This window comes from Micromonospora sp. NPDC049257, from assembly GCF_040678915.1.
GTDB lineage: Bacteria > Actinomycetota > Actinomycetes > Mycobacteriales > Micromonosporaceae > Micromonospora > Micromonospora antibiotica.
Genome location: NZ_JBFAQU010000001.1, coordinates 245134 through 267165, shown reverse-complemented (window position 1 = coordinate 267165; position 22032 = coordinate 245134). Strand labels below are relative to the sequence as shown.

General features: G+C 72.3%; 18 protein-coding genes and 3 tRNA genes. 11 read left to right on the top strand and 10 right to left on the bottom strand.

The window, feature by feature from the left end; translation table 11 throughout:
- Positions 1-2: 2 nt before the first annotated feature.
- A complete protein-coding gene (locus tag AB0K25_RS01045) occupies positions 3-596 on the top strand; it encodes a hypothetical protein (RefSeq protein WP_219465259.1) in 594 nt (197 codons plus the stop codon).
- Between the two features lie 96 nt (positions 597-692).
- Here the strand turns inward: AB0K25_RS01045 and AB0K25_RS01040 are convergent, their stop codons facing one another.
- A complete protein-coding gene (locus AB0K25_RS01040; protein WP_363817633.1) occupies positions 693-3002 on the bottom strand; it encodes a phospholipid carrier-dependent glycosyltransferase in 2310 nt (769 codons plus the stop codon).
- Between the two features lie 155 nt (positions 3003-3157).
- On the opposite strand from AB0K25_RS01040, the gene AB0K25_RS01035 reads away from it, so the two are divergent.
- Complete coding sequence (locus AB0K25_RS01035; protein WP_219465255.1) at positions 3158-3862, top strand: glycosyltransferase family 2 protein; 705 nt, start codon at positions 3158-3160, stop codon at positions 3860-3862.
- A gap of 57 nt (positions 3863-3919) precedes the next feature.
- Here AB0K25_RS01035 and AB0K25_RS01030 read toward each other — a convergent pair whose 3' ends face one another.
- Together AB0K25_RS01030 and AB0K25_RS01025 are read right to left on the bottom strand one after the other, a co-directional pair.
- Entirely contained in the window at positions 3920-4819 is a 900-nt protein-coding gene (locus AB0K25_RS01030; RefSeq protein ID WP_363818250.1) for a transketolase, read from the bottom strand.
- Between the two features lie 2 nt (positions 4820-4821).
- Entirely contained in the window at positions 4822-5544 is a 723-nt protein-coding gene (locus AB0K25_RS01025; protein ID WP_363817630.1) for a transketolase, read from the bottom strand.
- 45 nt (positions 5545-5589) lie between these two features.
- On the opposite strand from AB0K25_RS01025, the gene soxR reads away from it, so the two are divergent.
- A complete protein-coding gene (gene soxR / locus AB0K25_RS01020; RefSeq protein WP_363818247.1) occupies positions 5590-6051 on the top strand; it encodes a redox-sensitive transcriptional activator SoxR in 462 nt (153 codons plus the stop codon).
- 164 nt (positions 6052-6215) lie between these two features.
- Here soxR and AB0K25_RS01015 read toward each other — a convergent pair whose 3' ends face one another.
- Positions 6216-7193, bottom strand: coding sequence for an NAD(P)H-quinone oxidoreductase (locus AB0K25_RS01015; RefSeq protein ID WP_219465251.1), 978 nt, complete (start codon positions 7191-7193; stop codon positions 6216-6218).
- A 326-nt stretch (positions 7194-7519) separates the two neighbouring features.
- Here AB0K25_RS01015 and AB0K25_RS01010 point away from each other — a divergent pair.
- Positions 7520-7606: transfer RNA gene (locus AB0K25_RS01010), tRNA-Ser, on the top strand.
- Between the two features lie 389 nt (positions 7607-7995).
- Positions 7996-9057, top strand: a complete 1062-nt coding sequence (locus AB0K25_RS01005; RefSeq protein WP_219468313.1) for an IS110 family transposase — start codon at positions 7996-7998, stop codon at positions 9055-9057.
- A 102-nt stretch (positions 9058-9159) separates the two neighbouring features.
- On the opposite strand, the gene AB0K25_RS01000 is transcribed toward AB0K25_RS01005, so the two are convergent.
- Positions 9160-9594 (bottom strand): hypothetical protein, encoded by a 435-nt coding sequence (locus AB0K25_RS01000; protein WP_357538201.1) that lies wholly within the window; start codon positions 9592-9594, stop codon positions 9160-9162.
- A 1271-nt stretch (positions 9595-10865) separates the two neighbouring features.
- Positions 10866-11246, bottom strand: a complete 381-nt coding sequence (locus AB0K25_RS00995) for a nuclear transport factor 2 family protein (protein ID WP_219465244.1) — start codon at positions 11244-11246, stop codon at positions 10866-10868.
- Positions 11247-11391: 145 nt separating this feature from the next.
- Between AB0K25_RS00995 and AB0K25_RS00990 the strand changes: the two genes are divergently transcribed.
- Positions 11392-11925, top strand: coding sequence for a YbhB/YbcL family Raf kinase inhibitor-like protein (locus AB0K25_RS00990; RefSeq protein ID WP_219465243.1), 534 nt, complete (start codon positions 11392-11394; stop codon positions 11923-11925).
- 47 nt (positions 11926-11972) lie between these two features.
- On the opposite strand, the gene AB0K25_RS00985 is transcribed toward AB0K25_RS00990, so the two are convergent.
- Positions 11973-12683: a methyltransferase domain-containing protein gene (locus AB0K25_RS00985; RefSeq protein ID WP_219465242.1), complete on the bottom strand. Its 711-nt coding sequence runs from the start codon at positions 12681-12683 to the stop codon at positions 11973-11975.
- Positions 12684-13077: 394 nt separating this feature from the next.
- Between AB0K25_RS00985 and AB0K25_RS00980 the strand changes: the two genes are divergently transcribed.
- Complete coding sequence (locus AB0K25_RS00980) at positions 13078-14790, top strand: hypothetical protein (RefSeq protein ID WP_363817624.1); 1713 nt, start codon at positions 13078-13080, stop codon at positions 14788-14790.
- A 15-nt stretch (positions 14791-14805) separates the two neighbouring features.
- Here the strand turns inward: AB0K25_RS00980 and AB0K25_RS00975 are convergent, their stop codons facing one another.
- Positions 14806-15585, bottom strand: a complete 780-nt coding sequence (locus tag AB0K25_RS00975) for a hypothetical protein (RefSeq protein ID WP_357538213.1) — start codon at positions 15583-15585, stop codon at positions 14806-14808.
- Between the two features lie 339 nt (positions 15586-15924).
- Here AB0K25_RS00975 and AB0K25_RS00970 point away from each other — a divergent pair, with 339 nt between their 5' ends.
- Entirely contained in the window at positions 15925-17427 is a 1503-nt protein-coding gene (locus AB0K25_RS00970) for a peptide deformylase (RefSeq protein ID WP_363817621.1), read from the top strand.
- A gap of 99 nt (positions 17428-17526) precedes the next feature.
- Here the strand turns inward: AB0K25_RS00970 and AB0K25_RS00965 are convergent, their stop codons facing one another.
- Complete coding sequence (locus AB0K25_RS00965; RefSeq protein WP_219465239.1) at positions 17527-18645, bottom strand: globin domain-containing protein; 1119 nt, start codon at positions 18643-18645, stop codon at positions 17527-17529.
- A 145-nt stretch (positions 18646-18790) separates the two neighbouring features.
- Between AB0K25_RS00965 and AB0K25_RS00960 the strand changes: the two genes are divergently transcribed.
- Positions 18791-19564 (top strand): CPBP family intramembrane glutamic endopeptidase, encoded by a 774-nt coding sequence (locus AB0K25_RS00960; protein WP_219465237.1) that lies wholly within the window; start codon positions 18791-18793, stop codon positions 19562-19564.
- A gap of 125 nt (positions 19565-19689) precedes the next feature.
- Here AB0K25_RS00960 and AB0K25_RS00955 read toward each other — a convergent pair whose 3' ends face one another.
- Entirely contained in the window at positions 19690-20709 is a 1020-nt protein-coding gene (locus AB0K25_RS00955; protein ID WP_363817617.1) for a hypothetical protein, read from the bottom strand.
- Positions 20710-21687: 978 nt separating this feature from the next.
- Here AB0K25_RS00955 and AB0K25_RS00950 point away from each other — a divergent pair.
- Positions 21688-21778, top strand: a tRNA-Ser gene (locus tag AB0K25_RS00950).
- Between the two features lie 35 nt (positions 21779-21813).
- A tRNA-Arg gene (locus AB0K25_RS00945) sits at positions 21814-21886 on the top strand.
- Positions 21887-22032: the final 146 nt, after the last annotated feature.

Sequence of the window (22032 nt, the reverse complement as noted above, 5' to 3'; positions counted from 1 at the left end):
TCATGGCACATCGGGGAATCGCCGTCACCGCCACGTCGCTGCTCGCGGCGCTCACGCTCGGCGTCGCCGGCTGCGGTACGGCCCAGGTCGCGCAGGACGGCACGAAGGTCGCCGTCGTCGAGGTGGCCGCCGCGCTGGGCGTCGAGGGGCAGGCGTTGGCCGCGCTCGGCCTCGACCCGGTCGAGTTGGACCTGCTCGCCGCGCCCGCCGCGTCGACCACCCCGTCCCCGCAGGCCGGGGCGAAGGGCAAGCGGAGCGAGCGGGTGAAGGAGCTGCGGCAGCGCCGGCAGGCCCGGGTGCAGCTGGGCCGCAACGGCCTGCACGGCGAGGCGGTGGTACAGACCAAGGACGGCACGAAGACCGTCGTCGTGCAGCGCGGCGAGGTCACCGCGATCGACGGCGACTCGGTGACGGTGAAGTCCACCGACGGCTTCACCCTCACCTGGAAGCTGGGCGAGCAGCTCCGGGTGGTCGAGCGGCGCACCACCATCAAGGCCAACGACGTCAAGGTGGGTACGAAGGTCAACGTGGCGGGGGCCAGGGACGGCGACGCCAGCGTGGCCCGGCTGATCGTGGTGCCGGTCAAGCAGAAGTGACCCGTGGGGACGGTCGGGCCGGCGTTGGCCACCACGCCGGCCCGACGTCCCGCCGACCGGTTCAGCTGGCCGGCGCTGCCGGCGGTCGGATCGCGCTCAGCGGGGCGGGGGCAGCGCGTAGCCGACGTGGTCGCGGTACTCGATCGTCCAGCCCGCCGGGACCAGCCGGGCGCACTCCGTGCGGGGGCCGGTGCAGACGATCGCGTCGACCGAGGTGGGGTCGGCCGGCGGCCGGTCCGGCAGCACCGACTGCAACGCCACCAGCTCGGGCGAGCGGCCGTCGTCGCCGCGCAGCAGCAACCACCAGGGGTACTCCCAGTTGTCGTTCTGCTGCACCAGGCCGATCCGTCGGGCGTCACTCGCCCGCACCGCCGAGGCGGCCCACCGGAACTCGTCGGCCCACTGTGGCCGGCGCAGGAACCGGGTGTCCCACTCCGAGGTGGTGAAGACCGAGCCGGCACCGACCAGCCGGCGCGGGAAGCCGTACGACAGGGCCAGCACGCCGGCCAACGCGGAGGTGGCCAGCACGGTCACCACCAGCCCGGCGGCCACCGACCCTCGTCCCGCCCCGGGCCGCCGCCGCAGCACCGCGTCCACCCAGAGCCCGGCCAGCGGTACGGCCAGCACCAGCGCGTACAGCAGCAGCCGGTTCCCCCACGGCTGCCACTTGATCATCGCGGTGTGCAGAACCACCGCGAGCACCACCACGGCCGCGTACGCCCGCAGTGTCCCCGGTCGACCGGGGCTGACCCGGCGGGGGCGGGCCAGCGCGAAGAGCGCCCCGAGCAGCGCCAGCGACCCGGCCAGCGGGAAGGCCACCCGGTCCTCGTCGGGATACCAGGAGGGCACCGGGAAGACCTCCCGGCCGAAGGTGATGGCCCGGTCCTGCGGGTCGACGCCGACGGCGCGGGAGCCGGCCGTGATCGCCCCCGCGGTGCCGGCGCGCAGCGGGGCGAGCGGGGTGTCGAACGCGGTGTGCCCGATCCGCAGCGCGTTGACCAGCACGGACGCCGGGTCGTGCCGTTCCATCGGGATGGACTCGCGCAGTCGTGGCGGCCCCAACGGGTGGCCGAACTCGGCGGTCTCCCGGGCCAGGAACGGCCCCACCACGGTCGCCGCGACCAGCAGCACCAGCAGCGAACCGCCCACCGTCCGGGCCACCTGCCGGGTCCCGGTGGGTGCCGGCCGGTCGGCCGCCCGGGTCGCCGGATCCGACCCGACACCGTCGACCGCCCGGCCGGTCCGGTCGGTGCCGCCTCCGGCGGAGCGACCGGTGCCGGCCCCGGCGGAGTGACCGGTGCCGCCTCCGGCGAGGCGGAGCTGGGCCAGCCCCCAGAGCAGCAGCAGGGGACCGACGGCGATCAGCCCGCTGGTCTTGGTCAACGCGGTCAGGCCGGTGGCCGCGCCCAGCGCCAGCGCGGTGGTCAGGTCGGCCCGGCGGCGCAGGCCGTCCAGCACCAGGGTGGCGGCGCAGGCGGCCCAGGCGGCGGCCACCAGGTCGGTCTGGGTGCTGGTCGCCTGGAGGGCCACCATCGGCGTGGTGGCGAGCAGGAACGCGGTGAGCAGTTGGGCCCGCCGGCCGCCGCCGAGCTGGGCGGTGATCCGGGTGGCCGCCAGCAGGCAGCCGATCCCGGCGGCCCACTGCACCAGGTTGTGCAGGGCGTCCCCGCCGGTGAACAGGCGCAGGTGCAGCAGCAGGTATTCCGCGCCGGGCGGGATGGTCACCTGCCGGTGGATGGCGGTGGGCCAGAACTCCAGGCTGCCCTGGGCCACCCAGTGCTCCACCTTCGGCAGGTGGTAGGTCTGCGAGTCGAAGTTGTTGGGCTCGGCCAGCAGCGCCACCACCAGCTCGATCGATACCATCGCGAGCACCCCGCCGGCGAGCAGCCGCTCGCCCCGGGTCGCCGTACGCCGCAGGTGGGTCAGTCGGCCCGCCCAGTCGGACAGCACCGCCGCGACGCCGCGCCCGGCGGTGCTCGGCAGTTCCGCGCGGGTGCCGGCGGCCGGGTCCCCGGTGAGGTCGTCCGCCCTCGGCCCGCCCCCGCCCGGGCCCTGTGCCGTCGGGCCGCCCACTGCCGAGCCGACCAGCACCGCCCGGCGGGTCCGGGCGGCGGTGGTGCCGGGCCGGCCGGCAACCCGCCCGGACCGTCGGTGGGTCGCCGCCGCGACCGCCACCCCGGCGACGAAGAGCAGCCAGGCCAGGGCGAAGGCGGGCAGGGTGAGCGCGTCGAGGGCGCCGAGCACCTCCACGGTCAGCACGGCGAAGACGCCGGTGAGCAGGGCGGCCCGGACGACGCCGAGGCGGTGCGGGGCGTCCACCCCGGCGGCTCGGGGCCGCAGCAGAGCGGAGAGCACCACGAGCGAGGCGACGGGGGCCGCCACGAGCATCCAGCCGGCTGCCGACATGGGCGGAAGTAAACACCATTGCGCTGAAAGACCGGGTGCCGGCCGGTACGGTGGCCACGGATGACGGGAACCCGCCGCTGCGGTGGCGACCCTCGCGGGGCCGATCTGCCAGGCTAGGCTAGGCCCGACTCACTGTCGCCACCGTGGAGATTCCCGTGAAGCTCTCGATCCTCATGCCGGTCTACAACGAGGAAGAACGCATCGCGGATGCCCTCAAGCAGGCATTGGCGGTCGATTATCCGTGCGAGATCGAGCTGGTCGTGGTCGACGACGGCAGCCGGGACGGCACCGGGGAGATCCTCGGCCGGGCGGACGACGCGCGGCTGCGGGTGATCACCCACTCCCGTAACGCGGGCAAGGGCGCGGCGATCAAGACGGCCGTGGACAGCGCCGAGGGTGAGTACATGGTCATCCTCGACGCCGATCTGGAGTACGACCCGCAGGACATCCCCCGGCTGCTCGCCCCGGTGCTCGACGGGCGGGCCACCGTGGTCTACGGCAACCGCACCTTCGGCAGTCACAGCGCCTACAGCTTCTGGTACGTGATGGGCAACAAGGGCGTCACGATGGCGGCGAACGTCCTGTTCAACTCCTACATCGGCGACCTGGAGACCTGTTTCAAGCTGATGCCGGTCGAGCTGTACCGGTCGCTGGGCATCCGGTCCCGGGGGTTCGGGATGGAGGCGGAGGTGACCGGCAAGCTCCTGCGCCGTCGCATCCGCCCGTACGAGGTCCCGATCAGCTACCGGGCGCGCGGGCGCGAGGAGGGCAAGAAGATCACCTGGAAGGACGGCGTCGAGGCGATCTGGATCCTCGGCCGGGAACGCACCCGTTCCCGGCCGTCGCGCGCATCCCGCTGAGCGCGACGGCCGGGCCCGCCGTGGCCTCCGGTCGGCGTGTCGGAGACCGCCCGGTCGTCAGGAAGGGCCGGTGTGGTGGCCCGCCGCCAGGAAGTCGCCGATCGCCCGGCGCAGCCCGGCCGGATCGAGGCCGTGCCACCGGTCGTGATCCTCGGCGGTGCCGTAGTGCCGCAGCTCCGCCCGGCCCACGCCGAGACTGAGCTGCCGGTGCGGCCGGTCCGCCAACGCCTCGGCCACCACCCGCGTCGAGGTGCCGGCCAGGTAGGGCTCCACCACGATCACCTCGCCGCCGGCCAGCGCCCGTAGCCCGGCCACGTCGAACGGCCGGGGCCGGTGCGTGTAGGCGACCGTCACCGGTAGCCCGGCCACCGCGGCGAGCGCGGCGTCGAGCACCGGACCGACCGCCACCAGCAGCGCCGCGCCCGGCCCGGCGTCGCGCAACACCTGCAACCCACCCGCCTGCGGGTACGCCCGCGTGTTGCTGCGCAGCGACAGCCGCAGGTAGCTCGAGTGCTGCCCGCAGACCGCGTCGCGCAGCAGGTCGGGGACCTCGTCGGGGTGACCGGGCACGTGCACGGTCCAGCCGTCGAGGGTGTCGATCAGGGCGACGTCGGCCGGGGCGAGGTGGGTCCGGCCGGCCTCCGCCCGGTCGTAGGACGCGCCGATGCTGACCAGCACCGCGCCGACCCCCTGGTGGTCGAGGTCCAGCTTGATCTGCTCGTACGCCCGCTCGACGAGGAACGGGGCGTAGCTGTGCACGATCGGGCGCTGCCCGGTGAGGGCGAGCCCACCGGCCACCCCGACCATCAACTGTTCCCGGATGCCCACGTTGACCACCCGGTCCGGATACCGTCGGCCCGCCTCGGCGAAGGCGTCGGCGGAGATGTCGGCCAGCACGATCGTGGTCCGGGGGTCGTCGAGGAACCGGGTGGCGCTGGCGACGAAGGTGTCCCGCATGGTCATGACCGGCTCCCCGGGGTCGGTCCGTCGACCGCGACGACGACGTGCGGGCGGTGGCCGTCGTGGCCGGTGAGGGCGGCGTGCAGGGCGTCGTGATCGTGCCCGTCGACGGTGGCGGCGGTCCAGCCGTTGACGGTGAACCGGCTGGCCACCCCGCCCGGCCAGCCGTGACTGGCCGACGCGTTGTCGACCACGATCGCGGTGAGCCCGGCCAGGCCGGTCGCCCCGGCGTACGCGATCGCCTCGTGGTTGGAGCCCTCGTCGAGTTCGGCGTCGCCGAGCAGGACGTACACCCGGGGGGTGGTGTGGCCCTGGGCGCGTAGGCCGAGCGCGGTGCCGACGCCCAACCCGAGGCCGTGGCCGAGGGAGCCGGAGCCGATCTCGACGCCGGGGACGAGGGTGCGGTCGGGGTGGCCGCCGAGGCGGCTGTCGGGCCCGCCCGCGTCGTCGAGCCAGTCGACGGGGATGAACCCCTTGGCGGCGAGCACCGCGTAGTAGCCGGCCACGGCGTGCCCCTTGGAGAGCAGGAAGCGGTCCCGGTCCGGGTCGTCGACGGTGGCCGGGGTGACCCGCAGGACCCGGTCGTAGAGCACCCAGTGCACGTCGACGGTTGAGTACACGTTGTCGTCGTAGGCGTTGCCGGCGCGGATGCGTTCCAGCGGCGCGACGACCGGGGCGGGGAGGGTGCGGCCCCACGGGCGGGTTGCGGTCGGTGTGGTCATATGGCTAGCGTGCAACCTGAAGTTGACTTCAACTCAAGGGTCATGATGCACGAGTCACTCACCATCGGGCAGCTCTCCGCGCGCAGCGGGGTGGCCAAGTCGGCGTTGCGCTACTACGAACGCCTCGGGCTGATCAACGCCGACCGCACCGGCGGCAACCAGCGTCGGTACGCCCGTACCGAGCTGCGCCGGGTGGCGTTCATCCGGATCTCCCAGCAGGTCGGCATCTCGCTGGAGGAGATCCGGACCGCGCTGGACTCGCTGCCCTCGTCCCGCGCCCCCAGCCCGGACGACTGGGCCGCCCTCTCCCGCACCTGGCGGGAGCGGCTGGACGAACGGATCAAGCTGCTCGGCAAGCTCCGCGACGACCTGGACGGCTGCATCGGCTGCGGCTGCCTGTCGTTGCAGCGCTGCACCCTCTACAACCCGGGCGACACGCTGGCCGGCGAGGGCCCCGGCGCCCGCCTGGTGCTGCCCCGCCGCGATGGCCCGCGTCCGCCGGCCTGAACGCTCCCGGGCTCTGGGCTGCGCTGCCGGCCTGCACACCGCCGAGCCGACCGACCAGCCGTAACCCCCGTACCCCCGCCTGGCGTGGGCCGTGCCGCCGGCGCCTGGTCCGGGGTCCGTGCGGTGCTCCTGCCGCCGCACCACCTCGTGGTCCGGCCGGGCCGTCACCCGGTGGTGAGCAGCACCTTGCCCACGTGGTCGCCCGACTCGACCAGCCGGTGCGCCTGCGCGGCGTCGCGCATCGGCAGCCGCCGGTCAACGATCGGTCGGACCGCGCCGGACTCCACCAGCGGCCACACCTGCTCCCGGACGCCCCGGACGATGTCCGCCTTGTCGGCCAGCGGACGGGAGCGCAGCGCGGTGGCCGCCACCGACGCCCGCTTCGCCAGCAGCGCGCCCAGGTCCAGTTCCGCCTTGCGCCCGCCCTGCATGCCGATCACCACCAGCCGGCCGCCGTCGGCCAGCGCCGCCACGTTCCGGCCCAGGTAGGAGGCACCCATGATGTCGAGGATCACGTCCGCGCCCCGCCCGTCGGTGACCCGCCGGACCTCCTCCACGAAATCCTGCTCCCGGTAGTCGACGGTGTGCGCGGCACCCAACTCCCGCAGCTTGCCGTGCTTGGTCGACCGGGCGGTGGCCACCACGGTCGCGCCCAGCGCCGCACCGAACTGCACCGCGAACGTGCCGATCCCGCTCCCGCCGCCGTGCACCAGCAGCGTCTCGCCCTTGCCGAGGTGGGCCACCCGGACCAGGTTCGACCAGACCGTACAGGCCACCTCGGGCAGCGCGGCGGCGTCGACCGGGTCGACGCCGGCCGGCACCGGCAGCAGCTGCCCGGCCGGCACGGCCACCCGTTCGGCGTACCCGCCGCCGGCCAGCAGCGCGCACACCGGCTGACCCACCGCCCAGCCGGTCACCCCCGCACCGAGCGCGCCGACAACCCCCGAACACTCCAACCCGGGGTACGCGGGCGCACCCGGCGGCGGCGGATACTGCCCCTGCCGCTGGAGCAGATCGGCCCGGTTCACCGCGCTGGCGGTCACCTCGACGACCACCTCACCCGCACCGGGCTCCGGGTCGGGCACCTCCGCCCAGACGAGCGCGTCGGGTCCACCGGGTTCCGGGATCGTGATCGCGTGCATGGCCCAGTCTTACCCGATCCGATCCAAAAACGCAGTCGTCGACGGTGGCGGTGCGGTGACACACGTCGGTCTGACGACAACTGCCACTGCGGCCACCTTCGGTCGGCAAAATCCACCACCCGTCGTCCGGGGCGGGCCACCGCTCGCCCAGGACGGCCGGAAATTCGGCCACAGTGGACCGACCGGGTGAGGTCACGCTGGTCATGCCATGGATCAAGGACCCCTTTCCGGTACGCCGAACCCCGCCCGACGGTGATGGGCCGGCTCGCCCGGACGCGGTTCGTGGCAGACTAGGCACAGGCCGCGCACCCGTGGGTGGCGGTCCGGGAGGGTTCGCCTAGTGGCCGATGGCGCTGGTCTTGAAAACCGGTAAGGCAGCGATGTCTTCGTGGGTTCGAATCCCACACCCTCCGCGTCCAGAGCCGCAGCAACGCACCCTCACCAGTGTTGACCCTGCCAGGTGGCGTCTCGCAGTGTGCGCCGTCCATGCGTGCCCGCCTTCAGCCGCTCATGGAGCCTGCTCGAACGGCGCGGGCACGTCCTCGGCTGACTGTGAGCATGGCGGGGTCGGTTCATCAGTGGTGAGCTGATGGTCGGCAGTAGCAGGTGTGACCCTTCGCCTGACTGGTTTCGTGCCTTCGGCCGGACTTGTCCGTCTGCTACTGCCGGCGTCCGACCCGGCGGGAGACGTTTGGCCTGATCAGGAGCTTGACCGCCAGTTAGCGGCTGGCGTGTCTCATCACAGTCCTGCCATCTCCGCACCGGACCGGACCCTTGCGTCCCCACGGTTTGGAGAGAACGCATGTCCATGCTGGCAGATCTGGTCGAGGTCGTCATCGGCGTCGACACCCACAAAGACACCCACACCGCCGCCGTGCTCGACACCCGCACCGGCGGGGTCCTGGCCAGGGTCACGGTGAGCACCGATCCCGACGGCTACGCTGAGCTGGTGGCCCTGGCCGATGGGCAGTCGGGGTTGCGGGCCTGGGCACTCGAAGGCACCGGCGGCTACGGCGCCGGCCTTCACCGCCACCTGGCCGATGCCGGTGAGCTGGTCATCGAGCTGGACCGCCCGAAGCGGCCCGCCCGCCGGGCCGGGGCGAAGTCCGACCCGATCGACGCCGAACGCGCCGCCCGCGACGCCCTGGCCCGCACCACACTGGCGCAGCCCAAAACCGGGCCTCAGCGGGCCGCGTTACAGATGCGACTGACCGCCCGCAGAGCGGCTGTCGAAGCCGCCACCGCCGCACAACGGCAGCTACACGCGATGGTCATCACCGCCCCGGAGGCAGTACGCACCCGCTTCCGCGGGCAGAGCACCCGCGCGATGATCACCACCGCCAGCCGGCTGCGACCCACCACCACCAGCGGTGACATTGAGGCCACCACCGCGCTGACAGTGCTGCGTGACCTCGCCCGACGCATCCGGACACTGGAAGCAGAAGCCGCCGGCCACGAAACGGCGATCCGCGCGATCGTGCGTTCCTGGCGGCCCGACCTGCTCGACCTCACCGGCGTCGGACCAATCGTCGCCGCTACCGTACTCACCGCCTGGTCCCACCCCAGACGCTGCCGCAACGACGCCGCGTTCGCCATGCTCGCCGGCACCGCCCCGATCCCCGCCTCCTCCGGCAAGACCACCCGTTACCGCCTCAACCGCTCAGGCGACCGGCAACTCAACCGCGCACTACACACCGTCGCACTGTCCCGACTGCGCTACGACGAACGCACCCGCGCCTACGCCGACCGCCGCCGAGCCCAAGGCAAAACCGACCGAGAGATCAAACGCTGCCTCAAGCGCTACATCGCCCGAGACCTCTACCGACGCCTCGAAAACCCACCCCACCCACTTGACACGCCATAGGAGCGTCCTTTCGTGTCACCAGAGGTCGCGAAGCGTCACCGGAGTGCTTCTCGGGGCGCGTGCCGCTTCCTGCCGGTCGGCAGGAAGCGGCAATGAGGGTGGTCAGCAGGCCACAAGATGGCGGACAGCGTCCTGCGCCTTCTTGAAGTTCTCTTTCCTGCCGGGCGGAAGTCCTCCATCGATCGCAAGCTGAAGGGCCGCCGTTACATCCTCGATCAGCGATCGAAGAATCTGGCCGTGCTTCGCGTTGGGCGGAATGCTCCACTCGCGCTCGAAGATGAGCCGGTAGTAGTCGGCGACGCCGACAGTCACCCAGCGCTGCCTTGCCGATTGGTAGACAATTCCGTCCAGCAGGCCGGGACCCTCGTCGTCACCGAGGGCCTCCTGATCTCCGTCTGACAGCGGAACATAAAGCCAGAGGGAGATGTCCCCGGTGTAGCCGAGTGTGCGCCAGAACAGATGAGCCTGGCCGCCCGTTCTGAATATGCCGAGGGTGGGTACGCCGTTGTAGCGATCGAATATCTCGACCTCCTCCACCGAGGTGACCGGTGCCCACGCTAGATTGCCCAACTTTGGGAGAACCGACTTACTCACGAGTATCACCTCCCGTGGACTCAGTGAAGCACTTGTCGAAGCTCATCGCCATACCGTCATCCCACTCGGTAGGCCCATATGGCCCAGACGGTGGGAAGACCGAGACATGGAGGGGATTCCCCCGGGTGGGTGAGTGGACGACTTCGAAGCCGGCTTGACGCAGCGCGCCGACGGTGGTGTACCGAGCCTTGGCCCAAGGTGGTGCAGCTTTTGTAACGAGGAGCGCCACCGCCATCTTGGACTGCCTGCCGATGATCAATGACATCTCGGTCTCACCGATGTCTACCCGCAGGAAGTTGCGGAAATCCTCTCCTTCCTCTCCGTACTGAGTGAGTTCGACGCCGTCTCGCAGGTACTGGACCTCGGCTGCGCTGCCTTTTCCACGGGGCACTCAGGGTCCGCCTTTGGTAACTTCATCGAGCAGGGGTTGCATGAAGTTACCGAAAGTGCACCGGTAGTAGTGTCGGAAGTCCGACACTTGGAGCTGCGGGGTGACAGTTACCCTCCTTCTTGCTGTCAAGGTGCAACCTAGCGGTTCTATCGCTTTTAAGTAGTGAATCAGACAAAATGCCCGCAGTGGTGTGATGCGGTGCTCTGCGCTGACACCGCCGTACCGCCACCGTCGACGGTCTTCGCGCCAGCCTGGGTACAGTCGGCTCGGCTATTGGCGGCCAGTGGTCGACAAGATGGAGTCGATCGGTCCCGACAGGGTCGAGTGGATTACGGATCGCTTCCCGCTTCCGGCCATTCCAGCCCGACGAGTCTGTCGGGCAGGACCTTTTCGCGTTTCGCGGTGCGTCCGAGTCGATCAGCGCACGTATCGAGCCGCTGCGCCGCGTCGAGTCGAGCGGGGAACCGTATGACGAACTGCGCCAGATCGGTCGAACATCAGCGATGTGTGGCGGCGGAAGAGTCATTCTTGCTCCGGCGCGACTACATTTGTTTGCTGGCCGGATGTGTGCAGCTTGTTGTCTGGCCGGATCGTGCAGCACCAGGAGCCCGCGGATGAGGGCTCGGGGTGGCAGGACACGCGCAGGCGGGCGTGGCGTGCGCACCTGCACTCCGGTGGGCCAGTGAATCAGGCAACGACGCTCATTGACGCACGTCAGTACCTCCCATTCCGGGAGACCTTCCCCGATGGCCGCCAGCACGACGGGTCACGTCCGTCCCGCGTGGCGGCTGACGGCGCTGGATGGGTGCCCGCACGTCAGCAGTCAGGGGACGGGGCTGAGGTGGGCGGCGAGGATGCGCCAGCCGTACCCGTCGTCGTAGGCCCAGGTGCGGGTGTAGCGCAGCCGCGCCGCGAACGGCGAACCCTCGAAGGTGCCGCTGACCCGCCCCCGGAAGAACGTCACCCCCGTCGTCCCGGCGACGAGCAGCTCCAACTCCTCCTCCACCAGCTCGTCGAGCACCGAACTGCCACTGCGGTGCGCGGCCAGGTCGTCGGACTTGCCGAAGGTGCGACCGTCCGGCCCGACGGCGATCAGCCGGTCGTCGAGCAGGGCGTCGAGTGCTGCCACGTCGCCGGCCCGTTGGGCGGCCTGGAGGCGGCGCTCCGCCTCCAACAGTTCCGCCTCACGTTCGGTGTCCCGCATGTGCCCTCCCGGTCGTCGACCGGCCCGTCGGCCGCGTCCCCTCATTCTGGCGGCCCGACGGTGCGCGGTGCTTCCGGTTCGTCGTCCCCGCCCGGCGGGGTAAGAAGGGGCAGAGGAAAACGCGCACACCGGAAGGACCTTCCCGATGACCCTGGAACGACCGATCGCCCCGGACCCGTACGAGCTGCTGCCGACCGTGTCGTCGTTCGACCTGACCAGTGACGACGTGCACAACGGCGAGCCGATGGACGCCCGGTACGCGCACGGCAGCACCGGTGGCGAGAACGTCTCCCCGCACCTGGCCTGGTCGGGCTTCCCCGCCGGGACGAAGAGCTTCGTGGTGACCTGCTTCGACCCGGACGCCCCGACCGGCAGCGGTTTCTGGCACTGGGTGCTGGTCGACGTGCCCGCCTCGACGACCAGCCTGCCGACCGGCGTGCAGGAGGCCGACCTGGGTGGGGCGTTCAGCGTCCGCAACGACTACGGCGACACCGGCTATGGCGGCGCGGCCCCACCGCCGGGTGACCGTCCGCACCGGTACGTCTTCGCCGTGCACGCGGTCGACGTCGACACGCTCGGCGTGGGGCCGGACGCCAGCCCCGCGTACGTCGGCTTCAACCTGGCGTTCCACACCCTGGCGCGGGCGGTCATCCGGCCGACGTACCAGATCAAGGAGTGAGCGGTGCCCCGCCGGTCCCGCGTGGGCGGGGCCGGCGGGCGGCACGGTCAGCCGGGTACCCGGGCGACGGCGAAGACGGACTGGCCGAACGGCGGCCGGACGAGCTGCTCGGCGGCCTTGGTGGCGGGCAGCACGAGGGTGTCGTACACCTTGACCATCGGGCCCTCCTTCGGCATCAGCCGGAAGACCTTGGTGGCCATGAAGTAGCCGATCAGGCCGAGGGCGTTGGCGTAGTGCATCGTCTCGACCCGCAGCCCGGCCGCGGTCATCGCGTCGCCGAGGGTCTTCTTGGTGTAGCGGCGCACGTGGCCGGTGGCGATGTCGGCGGGGCCCATCGCGAACTGGAACGCCGGCACGATGATGATCACCGCGCCGCCGGGCCGGACCAGGTCGCGCATGCTGCGCAGCGCACCCACGTGGTCCTCGATGTGCTCCAGCACGTTGTACGACACGGCCGCGCTGTAGTCGCCGCCGCCCGGGTGCGGCAGCAGCATCTCGCGGACCTCGATCGTCGGCTCGTCGACCAGTCGCTCCTTGAGCAGGATCAGCCGGTCCGGATCGGCCTCGGTGGCGGTGAAACGGGGGACGTGCCGCGCCCACTCCAGGGCGTAGTCGCCCAGGCCGCTGCCGATCTCGATCGGGTCGTCACCGAGGTGGGGCACCGCCAGTTCGACGAACCACCGGCGGTGGTTGACCGCGGTGGCGAGGCCCTCCAGGACCTCTGACTGGACGCGCTGATCCCCAGTGATTTCTACCATGCGTCGATTCCTCACGATATGACTGACCCGCGCCTGGACCGACAGAGTGAATCATCCGCGCGAGGGGCGGAGGAAACGGGGCACTGTGAAGGCCGAATTGTGGTCGGGGGAGGGCACGTGATCGGCGGTCGGCGAACCCGGCACATAGTACGGCAGTACCCGAAACATGTCACGTGCCCGCCATAGGCCAACTACGCTGTGAATTGTCATGACTACTTCCGAATCGGAGCCTGTCGCCGGTCGGTCCGGCGTCGGGGACGCCGAGCCGGTGCCGACCCGGCGTGTCGTCCGGCGGAGGTGGCGGCGGGTGTTCCCGACGGGCCGCCCGCGTCGCCCACCTGCCCCGGCGGCGGGGGGTCCGGCGAGGGCGGGGTGGCGGCGGGACGCGCTCGCCATGGCCAGCTATCTCGCGCTGGCGATGTGGGTCACGGCCCGGTTGTGGCGCGACCCCGGGGCCGGGGTGCGGGACAACCGGTCGGACCAGGCGCAGTTCGAGTGGATGATGGCGCACGGCGCTCGGGTCGTCACGGAATGGAGTTATCCGTTCGGTTCGGACCGGATGAACGTGCCCGACGGCGTGAATCTGATGGCGAATACCTCCGTATTATCCATCTCAATACCAATGACCCCGGTCACCATGCTCTTCGGGCCGCACTGGTCCTTTCTTCTTTTCCTCACCCTCGGAATGGCGGCCACCGGCACCGCCTGGTACTTCTTCCTGTCCCGGGTGGTGACCCGGTCCCGGGGGCCGGCCTGGCTCGGCGCAGCCTTCTGCGCGTACGCCCCGGCGATGGTGTCGCACGCCAACGCCCACCCGAACATCGTCTCCCAGTTCGTCGTACCGCTGATCATCTGGCGCACCCTGCGACTGACCGAGCCGGGCCGGTGGCTGCGCAACGGGCTCCTGCTGGGCCTGCTGATCGTCTGGCAGGCCTTCCTCAACCTGGAGATCCTGCTGATGACGGCGATCGCCCTGGCCGCGGTCACCGGCGCCCTGGTCATCGGCCGGCCGCAGCTGCGTACGGCGGCCCGACCGTTCCTCGCCGGGCTGGGCGTGGCCGCGCTGCTGTCCGCCGTGCTGCTCGCCTACCCGCTGTACGTGCAGCTCTTCGGGCCGGGTTCCTACCACGGGTTGTCCCGGCTGATCCGGGGCTACCGCACCGACCTGGGGGCGTTCGTCGGCTGGTCGCGGGAGTCCCTGGCCGGTGACGCCCGGTCCGCCGACCCGCTGGCCCGCAACCCCACCGAGGAGAACGCGTTCTTCGGCTGGCCGCTGGTCGTCCTCACGGTCGCCCTGGTCTGGTGGCTGCGACGCAACGCCCTGGTGCTCGGCCTGGCCGCGCTCGGGCTGCTCTTCGCCGTCCTGTCGCTGGGCCGGGAGGTGCAGCTCAACGGGCGTAACACCGGCGTCCCCGCCCCCTGGGCGCTGCTGGAGGAGTTGCCCCTGCTGCACTCCGTGGTGCCCACCCGGTGGTCGCTGGCGATCACCCCGATCATCGGCGTGCTGCTGGCCCTCGGCGTGCAGCGGGCCCGGGATCTCGCCCACCGGCACCCGACCGCCAGGCGACAGATCCGCTTCGTCACGGCGACCGTCCTGCTGATGGCCCTGCTGCCGCTGCTGCCGACCCCGCTGCCGGCGACCCGCCTCGACCCGGTGCCGGCGTTCGTCACCTCCGGCGGGTGGCGCCCCTACGTCACCGGGGGCCGCAGCGTGGTGACCCTGCCGCTGCCCGACAACACCTACGCCGACCCGCTGCGGTGGTCGTCCCGGACCCGGCTGGAGATGCCGCTGGCCCGGGGCTACTTCCTGGCCCCCGACACCCGGCCGTGGTCGCCCGAGCCGGACGCCGCCCTGTTCACCGCGCCGTACCGGCGGACCAGCAACTTCTTCGGCGGGATCGCGCGCACCGGCACCATCCCACCGGTCACCGCCGCCGACCGACGGGCCGCCGTGACCGACCTGCGCTACTGGCGGGCCGGCGTGGTGATCCTCGGCCCGCACCCGCACGCCGACGCGCTGCGCCGGGCGATGACCGCGGTGACCGGCATCACCCCCGTCTGGACCGGTGGGGTGTGGCGTTGGGACGTCCGGCCGCTCACGGGCTGAGCGGGGGCGGGCCGGTCAGGCCGCGCGGACGCAACAGCCCTGGCAGACCTTGGGGCTGGGCAGGGTGAAGGCGAGACAGCAGGTGCGCCGCTGCACGGTCGGCTCGCCGCCCCGGCCGGGCACCAGCTCGACCAGGTCGGCCATGCCGAGGGTGTCGAGCAGGGTGTCGATGGTGCGCACCGACGGGCCGGGCAGGGCGTCCGCCGCCCGCAGGATGCCGTGCGCGATGCCCGAGGCCACCGAGCCGAGCAGGGTACGCGCGCCCACCCGCACCTCCGCCTGGATCGCGGTGACCATCGGGGCGAGATGGGCGTCGAGCAGTGAGGCGCGCAGGAGGCCGAGCAGCTCGGCCTCGTCGGCGGCGACCCGGACCCCGGGCTGGCCGGTGAGGGCGAGCGGGTCACCGGGCAGCACCGCGACGGTCGTCGAGCGGCGCAGGCCCATCGTGAGCAGCTGCCGGTGGTCCTCGAAGTGGATCAGCACGTCGGCCGGGTCGAGCAGCGGCACCCGGCGGGCCGAGGCCCACCCGAGCACCACCGGCAGCGCCGTCCAGTAGCTGTAGGACTTCCAGGCCAGCGCGGCGCAGGCGTGCGGGGTGCCACCCCAGCGGCGGGCGGCGGCGCGCAGGAACTCGGGCATCCGGGTGCCGTCGACGAGGGTGGTGGCGGGGCTCCAGCCGAACTCGTCCGCCACCACCAGACCCGGCGCGAGGCCGGGCAGCGCGTCGGTGCCGAACATGGCCCGCAGGGTGGTGGTGACCGGGGCGAGCCGCCCGGCGAGATCCTGGCCCGGCATCACCGCCGTCATCCCGACCCCCTCCCGTCACCGCTCGTCCGCCGTGGGTGGCGGAGGTCTCGTCGGCCACTCCGGTGCCGGAGGGGTCGCCCGTGAAGCTAAGGCTAGCCTAACCATGCTTGGGGTCCTGAGGGAAGCCTCTCCGGCAGCGGATCGGGAGGTCGGGATCACCATGGCCGTCCGGTCGGCACGGATCAGCCCGGTTCGGCTACTACCCGACCGAAGGCGCGGAAAACGCCGGCGGTGTCAAGGCATATGTCGACAACGTGCCAGTTCGGTACGGGGAAACGGAGAAAACGTGAAGACTTGTCGTCCCGGCTGCTTTGCGTGAGGAAGCTGATGACGACCTCTCCCCTGGAGCGGGCCGCCGATTCGTTCGCGGCGGAACTCGCCCGGCACCGGACGGGGCGAGGGCTGACCAAGAAACAGCTCGCCACGTTGATGGGTTTCGACCCGTCGTACGTGAGTCACGTCGAGGGGCGTCGGCACCGGCCCACCGAAGACTTCGCCCGCCGCGCCGAAGCCGTCCTCGACGCCGGCGGCGTCATCTGGCAGTGCTTCCGCGAGTACGACCAGCTCCGCCAGGCCCGTGCCGTTCCCGGGCAACGTGAACCGACACCCCCCGGGCGGTGGCTCCCGCCGGGCACCGGGCTCGTCGTCGAACAGGAGACCGCCACCCTCACCCTGGTCGACGGCACCTACCGGTGCGTGATCCGTCGTCGACTGCACAACGCCGGCACCGAACCGGTCACCCGCTACCTCGTCCGGGTCGCCGTCGACCGGTGGCCCGACGATCCGGGGCGCTCCAACCGGCACCACCGGGAACACCCGCTCACCTTCGCCGAGCTGCGCTTCCGGGCCATCCACCACGACGACGGCGGCCGCGAACCGATGCACTGGCGGGTCCGCCACGACCGGGACGCGTACAAGGAGATCTGGCTGCTGTTCGAGAACGCCGACGGGCCGTTCCCGCTGCACCCCGGCGATCGCGCCGAGGTCGAATACGCCTACCGGGTCGGCCGGGTCAAGTGGGGCCCCTGGTTCCAACGGGCCGTCCGCCTGCCCACCCGGCACCTGGCCGTGCGGCTCGACCTCCCGGCGGCCCTCGACCCCCGGGTCTGGGGGGTCGAGACCTCGCTCTCCGCCGACGAGGGGCCACTGCGCACCCCGGTCCGCCGACACGACCGGGGCGACCGGGTGGTCTTCGACTGGTCCACCGACGACCCGCCGCTCAACACCCGCTTCCGCCTCCAGTGGCGGTTCCGCCAGGAGCCGGCGGAGACGACGCCGCAGGTGCCGGCCCGCCCCGCCGACCGGCTGCGCGCCCTCGGCGTGCTGCCCCCCGACGCCACCGCGTCCGGCCGGCCGGCCCGCCCCTTCGACCTGCCCCGGGAAGCCGCCGCCGCCCGCGAAGTGGCCGGCCGGCTCACCGACCTGCTGGCCCAGGCAGACGAGGTGCACACGTTCAGCGCCGGGATGGGCCTCGCCGCACCGCAGCTCGGCCTGGACGTCGCCGTCGCCGTCGTGCGCCCCCCCGACCGGACCGCCCCGCCGGTCGTCCTGGTGAACCCCCGGCTGGTCGCCGAGAGCCCGGAAACCGTCGAACAGTACGAGGGCTGCCTCGCCACCGCCGACCACCGCGGCCTGGTGCCCCGCCCACTGCGCGTCGACGTGGAACACGCCCGCTGGGACGGCAGCCGGATGATCACCTCGTTCGCGTACGGGATGGCCCGGTTGGTCGCCCACGAGATCGACCACCTCGACGGGCGGGCCTGGACCGACCGGATGGCACCCGGCGTGCCGCTGGTCCCCGTCGAGGAGTACCGCGACAGCAACGCCTGAACCCCTGCCCCGGACGCTGATCCGGGTGGGCACGGAGGGGACCGGGGCGCGTGCCCCAGGGGGCGGGGGCACGCGCCCCGGTTCGGGGGGAGTAAAGCTCTACAGGTTGCCGAACGTGTCGTACCGGATGTGCTGCGGCGGGACGTCGTCCTCGGCGAGCGCCCGCAACGTCGCCCGGACCATCGCGGCTGAGCCGGAGACGTAACAGTCGTGCGACGTCCACGGGCCGTACCGGGCCACCACCTCGGGGACGTCCCCACGCTCGCCGTCGAAGCCCGGGTCGTCACTGCACGACGGGGTCACCGACAACCAGGGATGCGCGGCGACCAGCTCCTCCAGGCCGGCCAGGCCGTACAACTCGTCGGCGTGCCGGGCACCGTAGAACACGTGCACCCAGCGGGCCCGGTTCCAGCCGGCCAACTCCTCCACCATCGCCTTCACCGGCGCCAGGCCGACCCCGCCGGCCACGCAGAGGATGTCCCGCCCGGAATCCCGGTCCACCGTCATCGACCCCATCGGAGCGGCCACCCGCAGCAGGTCACCCGGCTTGGTCCGGCGCACCAACGCCCCGGACACCCAGCCCGCGCCGGCCGGCGTACGGACGTGGAACTCCAGCACGTTGTCATCGTTCGGGGCGTTCGCCACCGAGTACGTCCGCCACACCCGGGGCAGGTGCCGGGGCACCTCGACACTGACGTACTGGCCGGCCCGCCAGACCAGCGGGTGCTGGAGGGCGCGGACGGTCAACACGGCGGTGTCGGTGCCGTACCGCTCGTGGGTGAGGACCTCCGCGTGCCAGAACGGCGGATTCTCGTCCGACTCCGCCCCGGCCAGCATGGTCGCCGTGATGGCCGCGTACGCGTCCCGCCACGCCTGGTCGTACTCCAGGCTCCAACCGTCACCGGCGGTGGTACGCAACGCGTCGAGCAGCGCCACCCCCATCGTCGCGTAGTGCGCGGCGTCGACGTGGTACTTGCGGTGGTCCCGGCCCAGCGAGCGCAGGTACTCGTCGAAGCTCTCCGGATCGTCCATCACCTGGGTCGCGGTGACGATGGCGTCCAGGATCCGGTCACCCTGGCCGGTCATCTCCGCCGGGAACAGCCGGCGCAGCTCCGGATCGAGCAGGAACAGCCGGGCGTAGAAACGACCGCTCAGCCGGTTCCGGTCCTCCTCGACCAGGGTCCAACTCTCCTTCAACAGCCGAGCGAAGTTGTCCACGGGGGGCGGTCCTCCTCCTGACGGCGGATCGGGCCCCGATAGAATGTCCACGGAGCGTATATAGCGGTCGCACAGAATGTGCGATCGGCTCGTCCGGGGCCACCGGCCGGTGCCATCGGGCCACCCCGTCGGGCAGAGTGGTGCGGTGACCGATGAGCAGCCCACCCGCCCCGTGACCCGGCGGGTCCTCGGCACCGAGACCCTGCTGGTGCTCGGCCTGTCGCTCGGGCAGTCGGCCGTCTACGCCGTGGTGTCGCTGACCGCGAAGCTGACCGCCGACGGGCCGCTGTCGAAACAGACCGCCTCGCTCAACACCTCGCAGTCCGCCCGGCCCTGGCTCGACCTGACGTACCAGTTGCTCGGCATCGTCTTCGCGCTGCTGCCGGTGCTGCTCGCCGTACACCTGCTGGCACGGGACCCCGGCGACCCGGCGCGGACCCTCGGCGTGGACCTGCGACGGCCCGGGTCCGACCTGGCCCGGGGCGCCGGGCTGGCCGCGCTGATCGGCCTGCCCGGCCTGGCCCTGTTCTGGGTGGCGGCGCAGCTCGGCATCAACGCCACCCTGGTCCCCGCCGGCCTGCCGCCGCTGTGGTGGGCGGTGCCGGTGCTGGTCCTCGCCGCCGTGCAGAACGCCGTGCTGGAGGAGGTGATCGTGGTCGGCTACCTGGTCACCCGGCTACGCCAGCTCCAGTGGCGGATCGGCGCGGTCATCGCGACCAGCGCGCTGCTGCGCGGCTCCTACCACCTCTACCAGGGCTTCGGCGCGTTCGTCGGCAACGCCGTGATGGGCGTCGTGTTCAGCCTGTTCTACCTGCGCACCCGGCGGGTGATGCCGCTGATCGTGGCGCACACCCTGCTGGACGTGGTCGCCTTCGTCGGCTACTCGCTGCTGCCCAAGGACTGGTTCGACTGGCTCTGACCGCCGCCACCCACTGCCCGCGCCGCCCTCCTGTCGCCGCGCCGCTCCGCTGTCGATGTTCCGGCGGTGGTCACTGAAGTGCCGCGGAGGCCGCCGACGGTGAGCGGGTTCGGTGGGGGCCGGCCCTACCGGCCGACCCGGGCCGGCCGGTAGGAGGCCACCGCCCGGGCAGCGAGCCGTTCGGTTGCCGCCGCGTCACCCGCCGCCGTCGCCAGTACCGCCGCCCCCGGCAGCAGCCGGGCCGCCAGCCGGAGCGCAGCCCAGCCCCCGGCCTGCGCGGCCAGCGGAGCCGCCAACCGCCAGGCCGCCTCCGCCGCACGCGGCCATGGCCCGTCACCGGGCCCGTCCGCCGCCCGCGCCGAGTCCAATGCGGCACGGGCGCTGTCCGCGTCCGGGTGCACCTGGGTCAGCACCAGCAACTCCACCGCCCGGTCCGGGTGGAGCGGGTCCCGCCCGTAGGCCGCCGCCACGTGCAGCACCAGCGCGGACTGCGTCCAGAGCACCGCCGTCAGCTCCGCCACCGGCGCGAACAGCCCGGCCACCGCCGCCGTCGCCCCACCCACCCCGGCCCACCTGACGAACCGCCGGGTGGCCAGCCGGGCCAGCCCGTCCGGACCGGCATCCGGGTACGCCTCCCGCAGCCCGCGCGCCCACGTCTGCGCGCGCGGCCCGATCCCCTCGACCGCCGCCAGGGCCAGCAGCTCCGGGGCGAATCCCGGGTGGGCCAGCAGCCGGGCCCGGAGCACCGCCAGCTCGACCCGCCCCGATGGCACGCCGTCCGGGTCCGCTGCCGCCTCGGCAGGTGCGCCGGTGGCGTCGGGCCGTGGGGGCACGGCTCGTGGGCCGTGCTCCGCCAGGTCGGCGGTGGCCGGCCCGGGGGCGGTCGGCGCGGTGCCGAGTTCCGATCCGGCGGGCGGACGCTGCCCGCCCGCCAGGTCGGGCCCTGCTACCGGGTGCTGCCCGATGGTCGGGTCGGGTTCCCCGGTGGGGTTGGTGGTCGCCGCCGGGGCGGGTTCCGGCGGTGCCGGTTTCTTCGTCGGTGAGGTCGCCCGCTTGCGGGGCGCAGCCCGGCGGGTGGTCGGGCCGGCTTCCTCCGCCGGGGCCGCCTTCCGGGGGGCCCGCTTCCGTGGCGGCGTGCCCGGCACCACCGGCGTGGTCGTCGTCGGTGTGGCCGCTTGCGAAGCCGTGGACTTCTGTGCCGGTCTGGCCGTTTTCGGTGGCGGAACCGGTGCCTGTGGAGCGGCTGTTTCTGTCGGCGTGCTCGTCTCCGCCGAGACAGCTGACTCCGGCGTCTCCGCCGAGACACGCGTCTCCGGCGTCTCCGGCGAGACAGCGGTCTCCGGCGGTGGATCGGGGGTGCCGGGGACTGTGGTGGGCCCCTCGGCCGGGTCGGGCCGTAGTTCTCGCCGGGGTGGGGAGGTGGTGCTGCCGGCGGCCGCCCCCGCCGCCCGGCTGCGGGCGGTGCGTCGCGCGGCAGGCGACCCGGGGATCGCGGCGGGTGCCGGCGCGCTGCCCGCGGCGGGGGCGGTGTCGCGTACCGACCTCTCGTCCCCTCCGCGCTGCGCGGGTGCGGTCGGCGGACCGCCCGCCGTGCTGGTCGGCTCCTCTGCCGGCGGACCGTCGGCCGTGCTGGTCGGTTCGTCTGCCGGCGGACCGTCGGCCGCGCGGCGTGGTCGGGCGGCAGGCGGCGGCGATGGTACGGGCGACCCGTCGGCGGGGGGTTGGAACAGCACGGCCGGTGCCGCCTTCGTGGGGCGACTCCGCTTCGGCCGGGGCGTCGCCTCGTCATCGGAAGGTTGTTGCTGCCGGGGCGGTACGGGCGGCGGCGTGAAGGTCGCCTCCGGCGAGCGGCGACGCGCCCGGTCGCTGGCGGGGCGACGGGGCGGGTCGCTCGGCGGCTGCTCCTGCATGGGACAGGAGCGTAGTCGCGAACGTGACCTGGCACACGCGGGAATACGCGTGCGGGGCGGTGTCGTGGGAGGGCGGCCGCCGCCCCGCAGCCACCTCCGGGCTGACCCTCCGGCACGATCCCCAGCAGGGCTTGCAGTCGGTCGGGATAGTCGCTTTGCCCCGGGTGGGGGCGGACCTGTATCCTCGTCCGCGGTGGTCCGCAGGGTCACCGAGGAGACTTCGCCTAGTCTGGTCTATGGCGCCGCACTGCTAATGCGGTTGGGGTCTTAAAGCCCCTCCCGGGTTCGAATCCCGGAGTCTCCGCGCAAAACCGGTTGTGTAGACTGGTCGAGCACCGGGCGCCCGTAGCTCAATGGATAGAGCATCTGACTACGGATCAGAAGGTTAGGGGTTCGAGTCCCTTCGGGCGCACAAGATCATGTGGGGTCTGACCTGCCGATATGGCGGTCAGGCCCCTTTGCTTTTGTGTCCCTTGTGGTCGGTTGGGTGCTCGGTGGGTGCTCGTGCGACGAGCATCCCTCGCGTCCGGTCCTGTCGGGTGGCGTCCGGTTGGGTGC

Bases quoted from the DNA above. Each gene is read 5' to 3' on its own strand.
- AB0K25_RS00980 (WP_363817624.1), top strand. From the start codon at position 13,078: ATGGCCAGCTATCTCGCGCTGGCGATGTGGGTCACGGCCCGGTTGTGG.
- AB0K25_RS01040 (WP_363817633.1), bottom strand. From the start codon at position 3,002: ATGTCGGCAGCCGGCTGGATGCTCGTGGCGGCCCCCGTCGCCTCGCTC.
- AB0K25_RS00990 (WP_219465243.1), top strand. From the start codon at position 11,392: ATGACCCTGGAACGACCGATCGCCCCGGACCCGTACGAGCTGCTGCCG.
- AB0K25_RS01030 (WP_363818250.1), bottom strand. From the start codon at position 4,819: ATGCGGGACACCTTCGTCGCCAGCGCCACCCGGTTCCTCGACGACCCC.
- AB0K25_RS00995 (WP_219465244.1), bottom strand. From the start codon at position 11,246: ATGCGGGACACCGAACGTGAGGCGGAACTGTTGGAGGCGGAGCGCCGC.
- AB0K25_RS01005 (WP_219468313.1), top strand. From the start codon at position 7,996: ATGTCCATGCTGGCAGATCTGGTCGAGGTCGTCATCGGCGTCGACACC.
- AB0K25_RS00970 (WP_363817621.1), top strand. From the start codon at position 15,925: ATGACGACCTCTCCCCTGGAGCGGGCCGCCGATTCGTTCGCGGCGGAA.
- AB0K25_RS01045 (WP_219465259.1), top strand. From the start codon at position 3: ATGGCACATCGGGGAATCGCCGTCACCGCCACGTCGCTGCTCGCGGCG.
- soxR (WP_363818247.1), top strand. From the start codon at position 5,590: ATGCACGAGTCACTCACCATCGGGCAGCTCTCCGCGCGCAGCGGGGTG.
- AB0K25_RS01015 (WP_219465251.1), bottom strand. From the start codon at position 7,193: ATGCACGCGATCACGATCCCGGAACCCGGTGGACCCGACGCGCTCGTC.
- AB0K25_RS00985 (WP_219465242.1), bottom strand. From the start codon at position 12,683: ATGGTAGAAATCACTGGGGATCAGCGCGTCCAGTCAGAGGTCCTGGAG.
- AB0K25_RS00975 (WP_357538213.1), bottom strand. From the start codon at position 15,585: ATGCCGGGCCAGGATCTCGCCGGGCGGCTCGCCCCGGTCACCACCACC.
- AB0K25_RS01025 (WP_363817630.1), bottom strand. From the start codon at position 5,544: ATGACCACACCGACCGCAACCCGCCCGTGGGGCCGCACCCTCCCCGCC.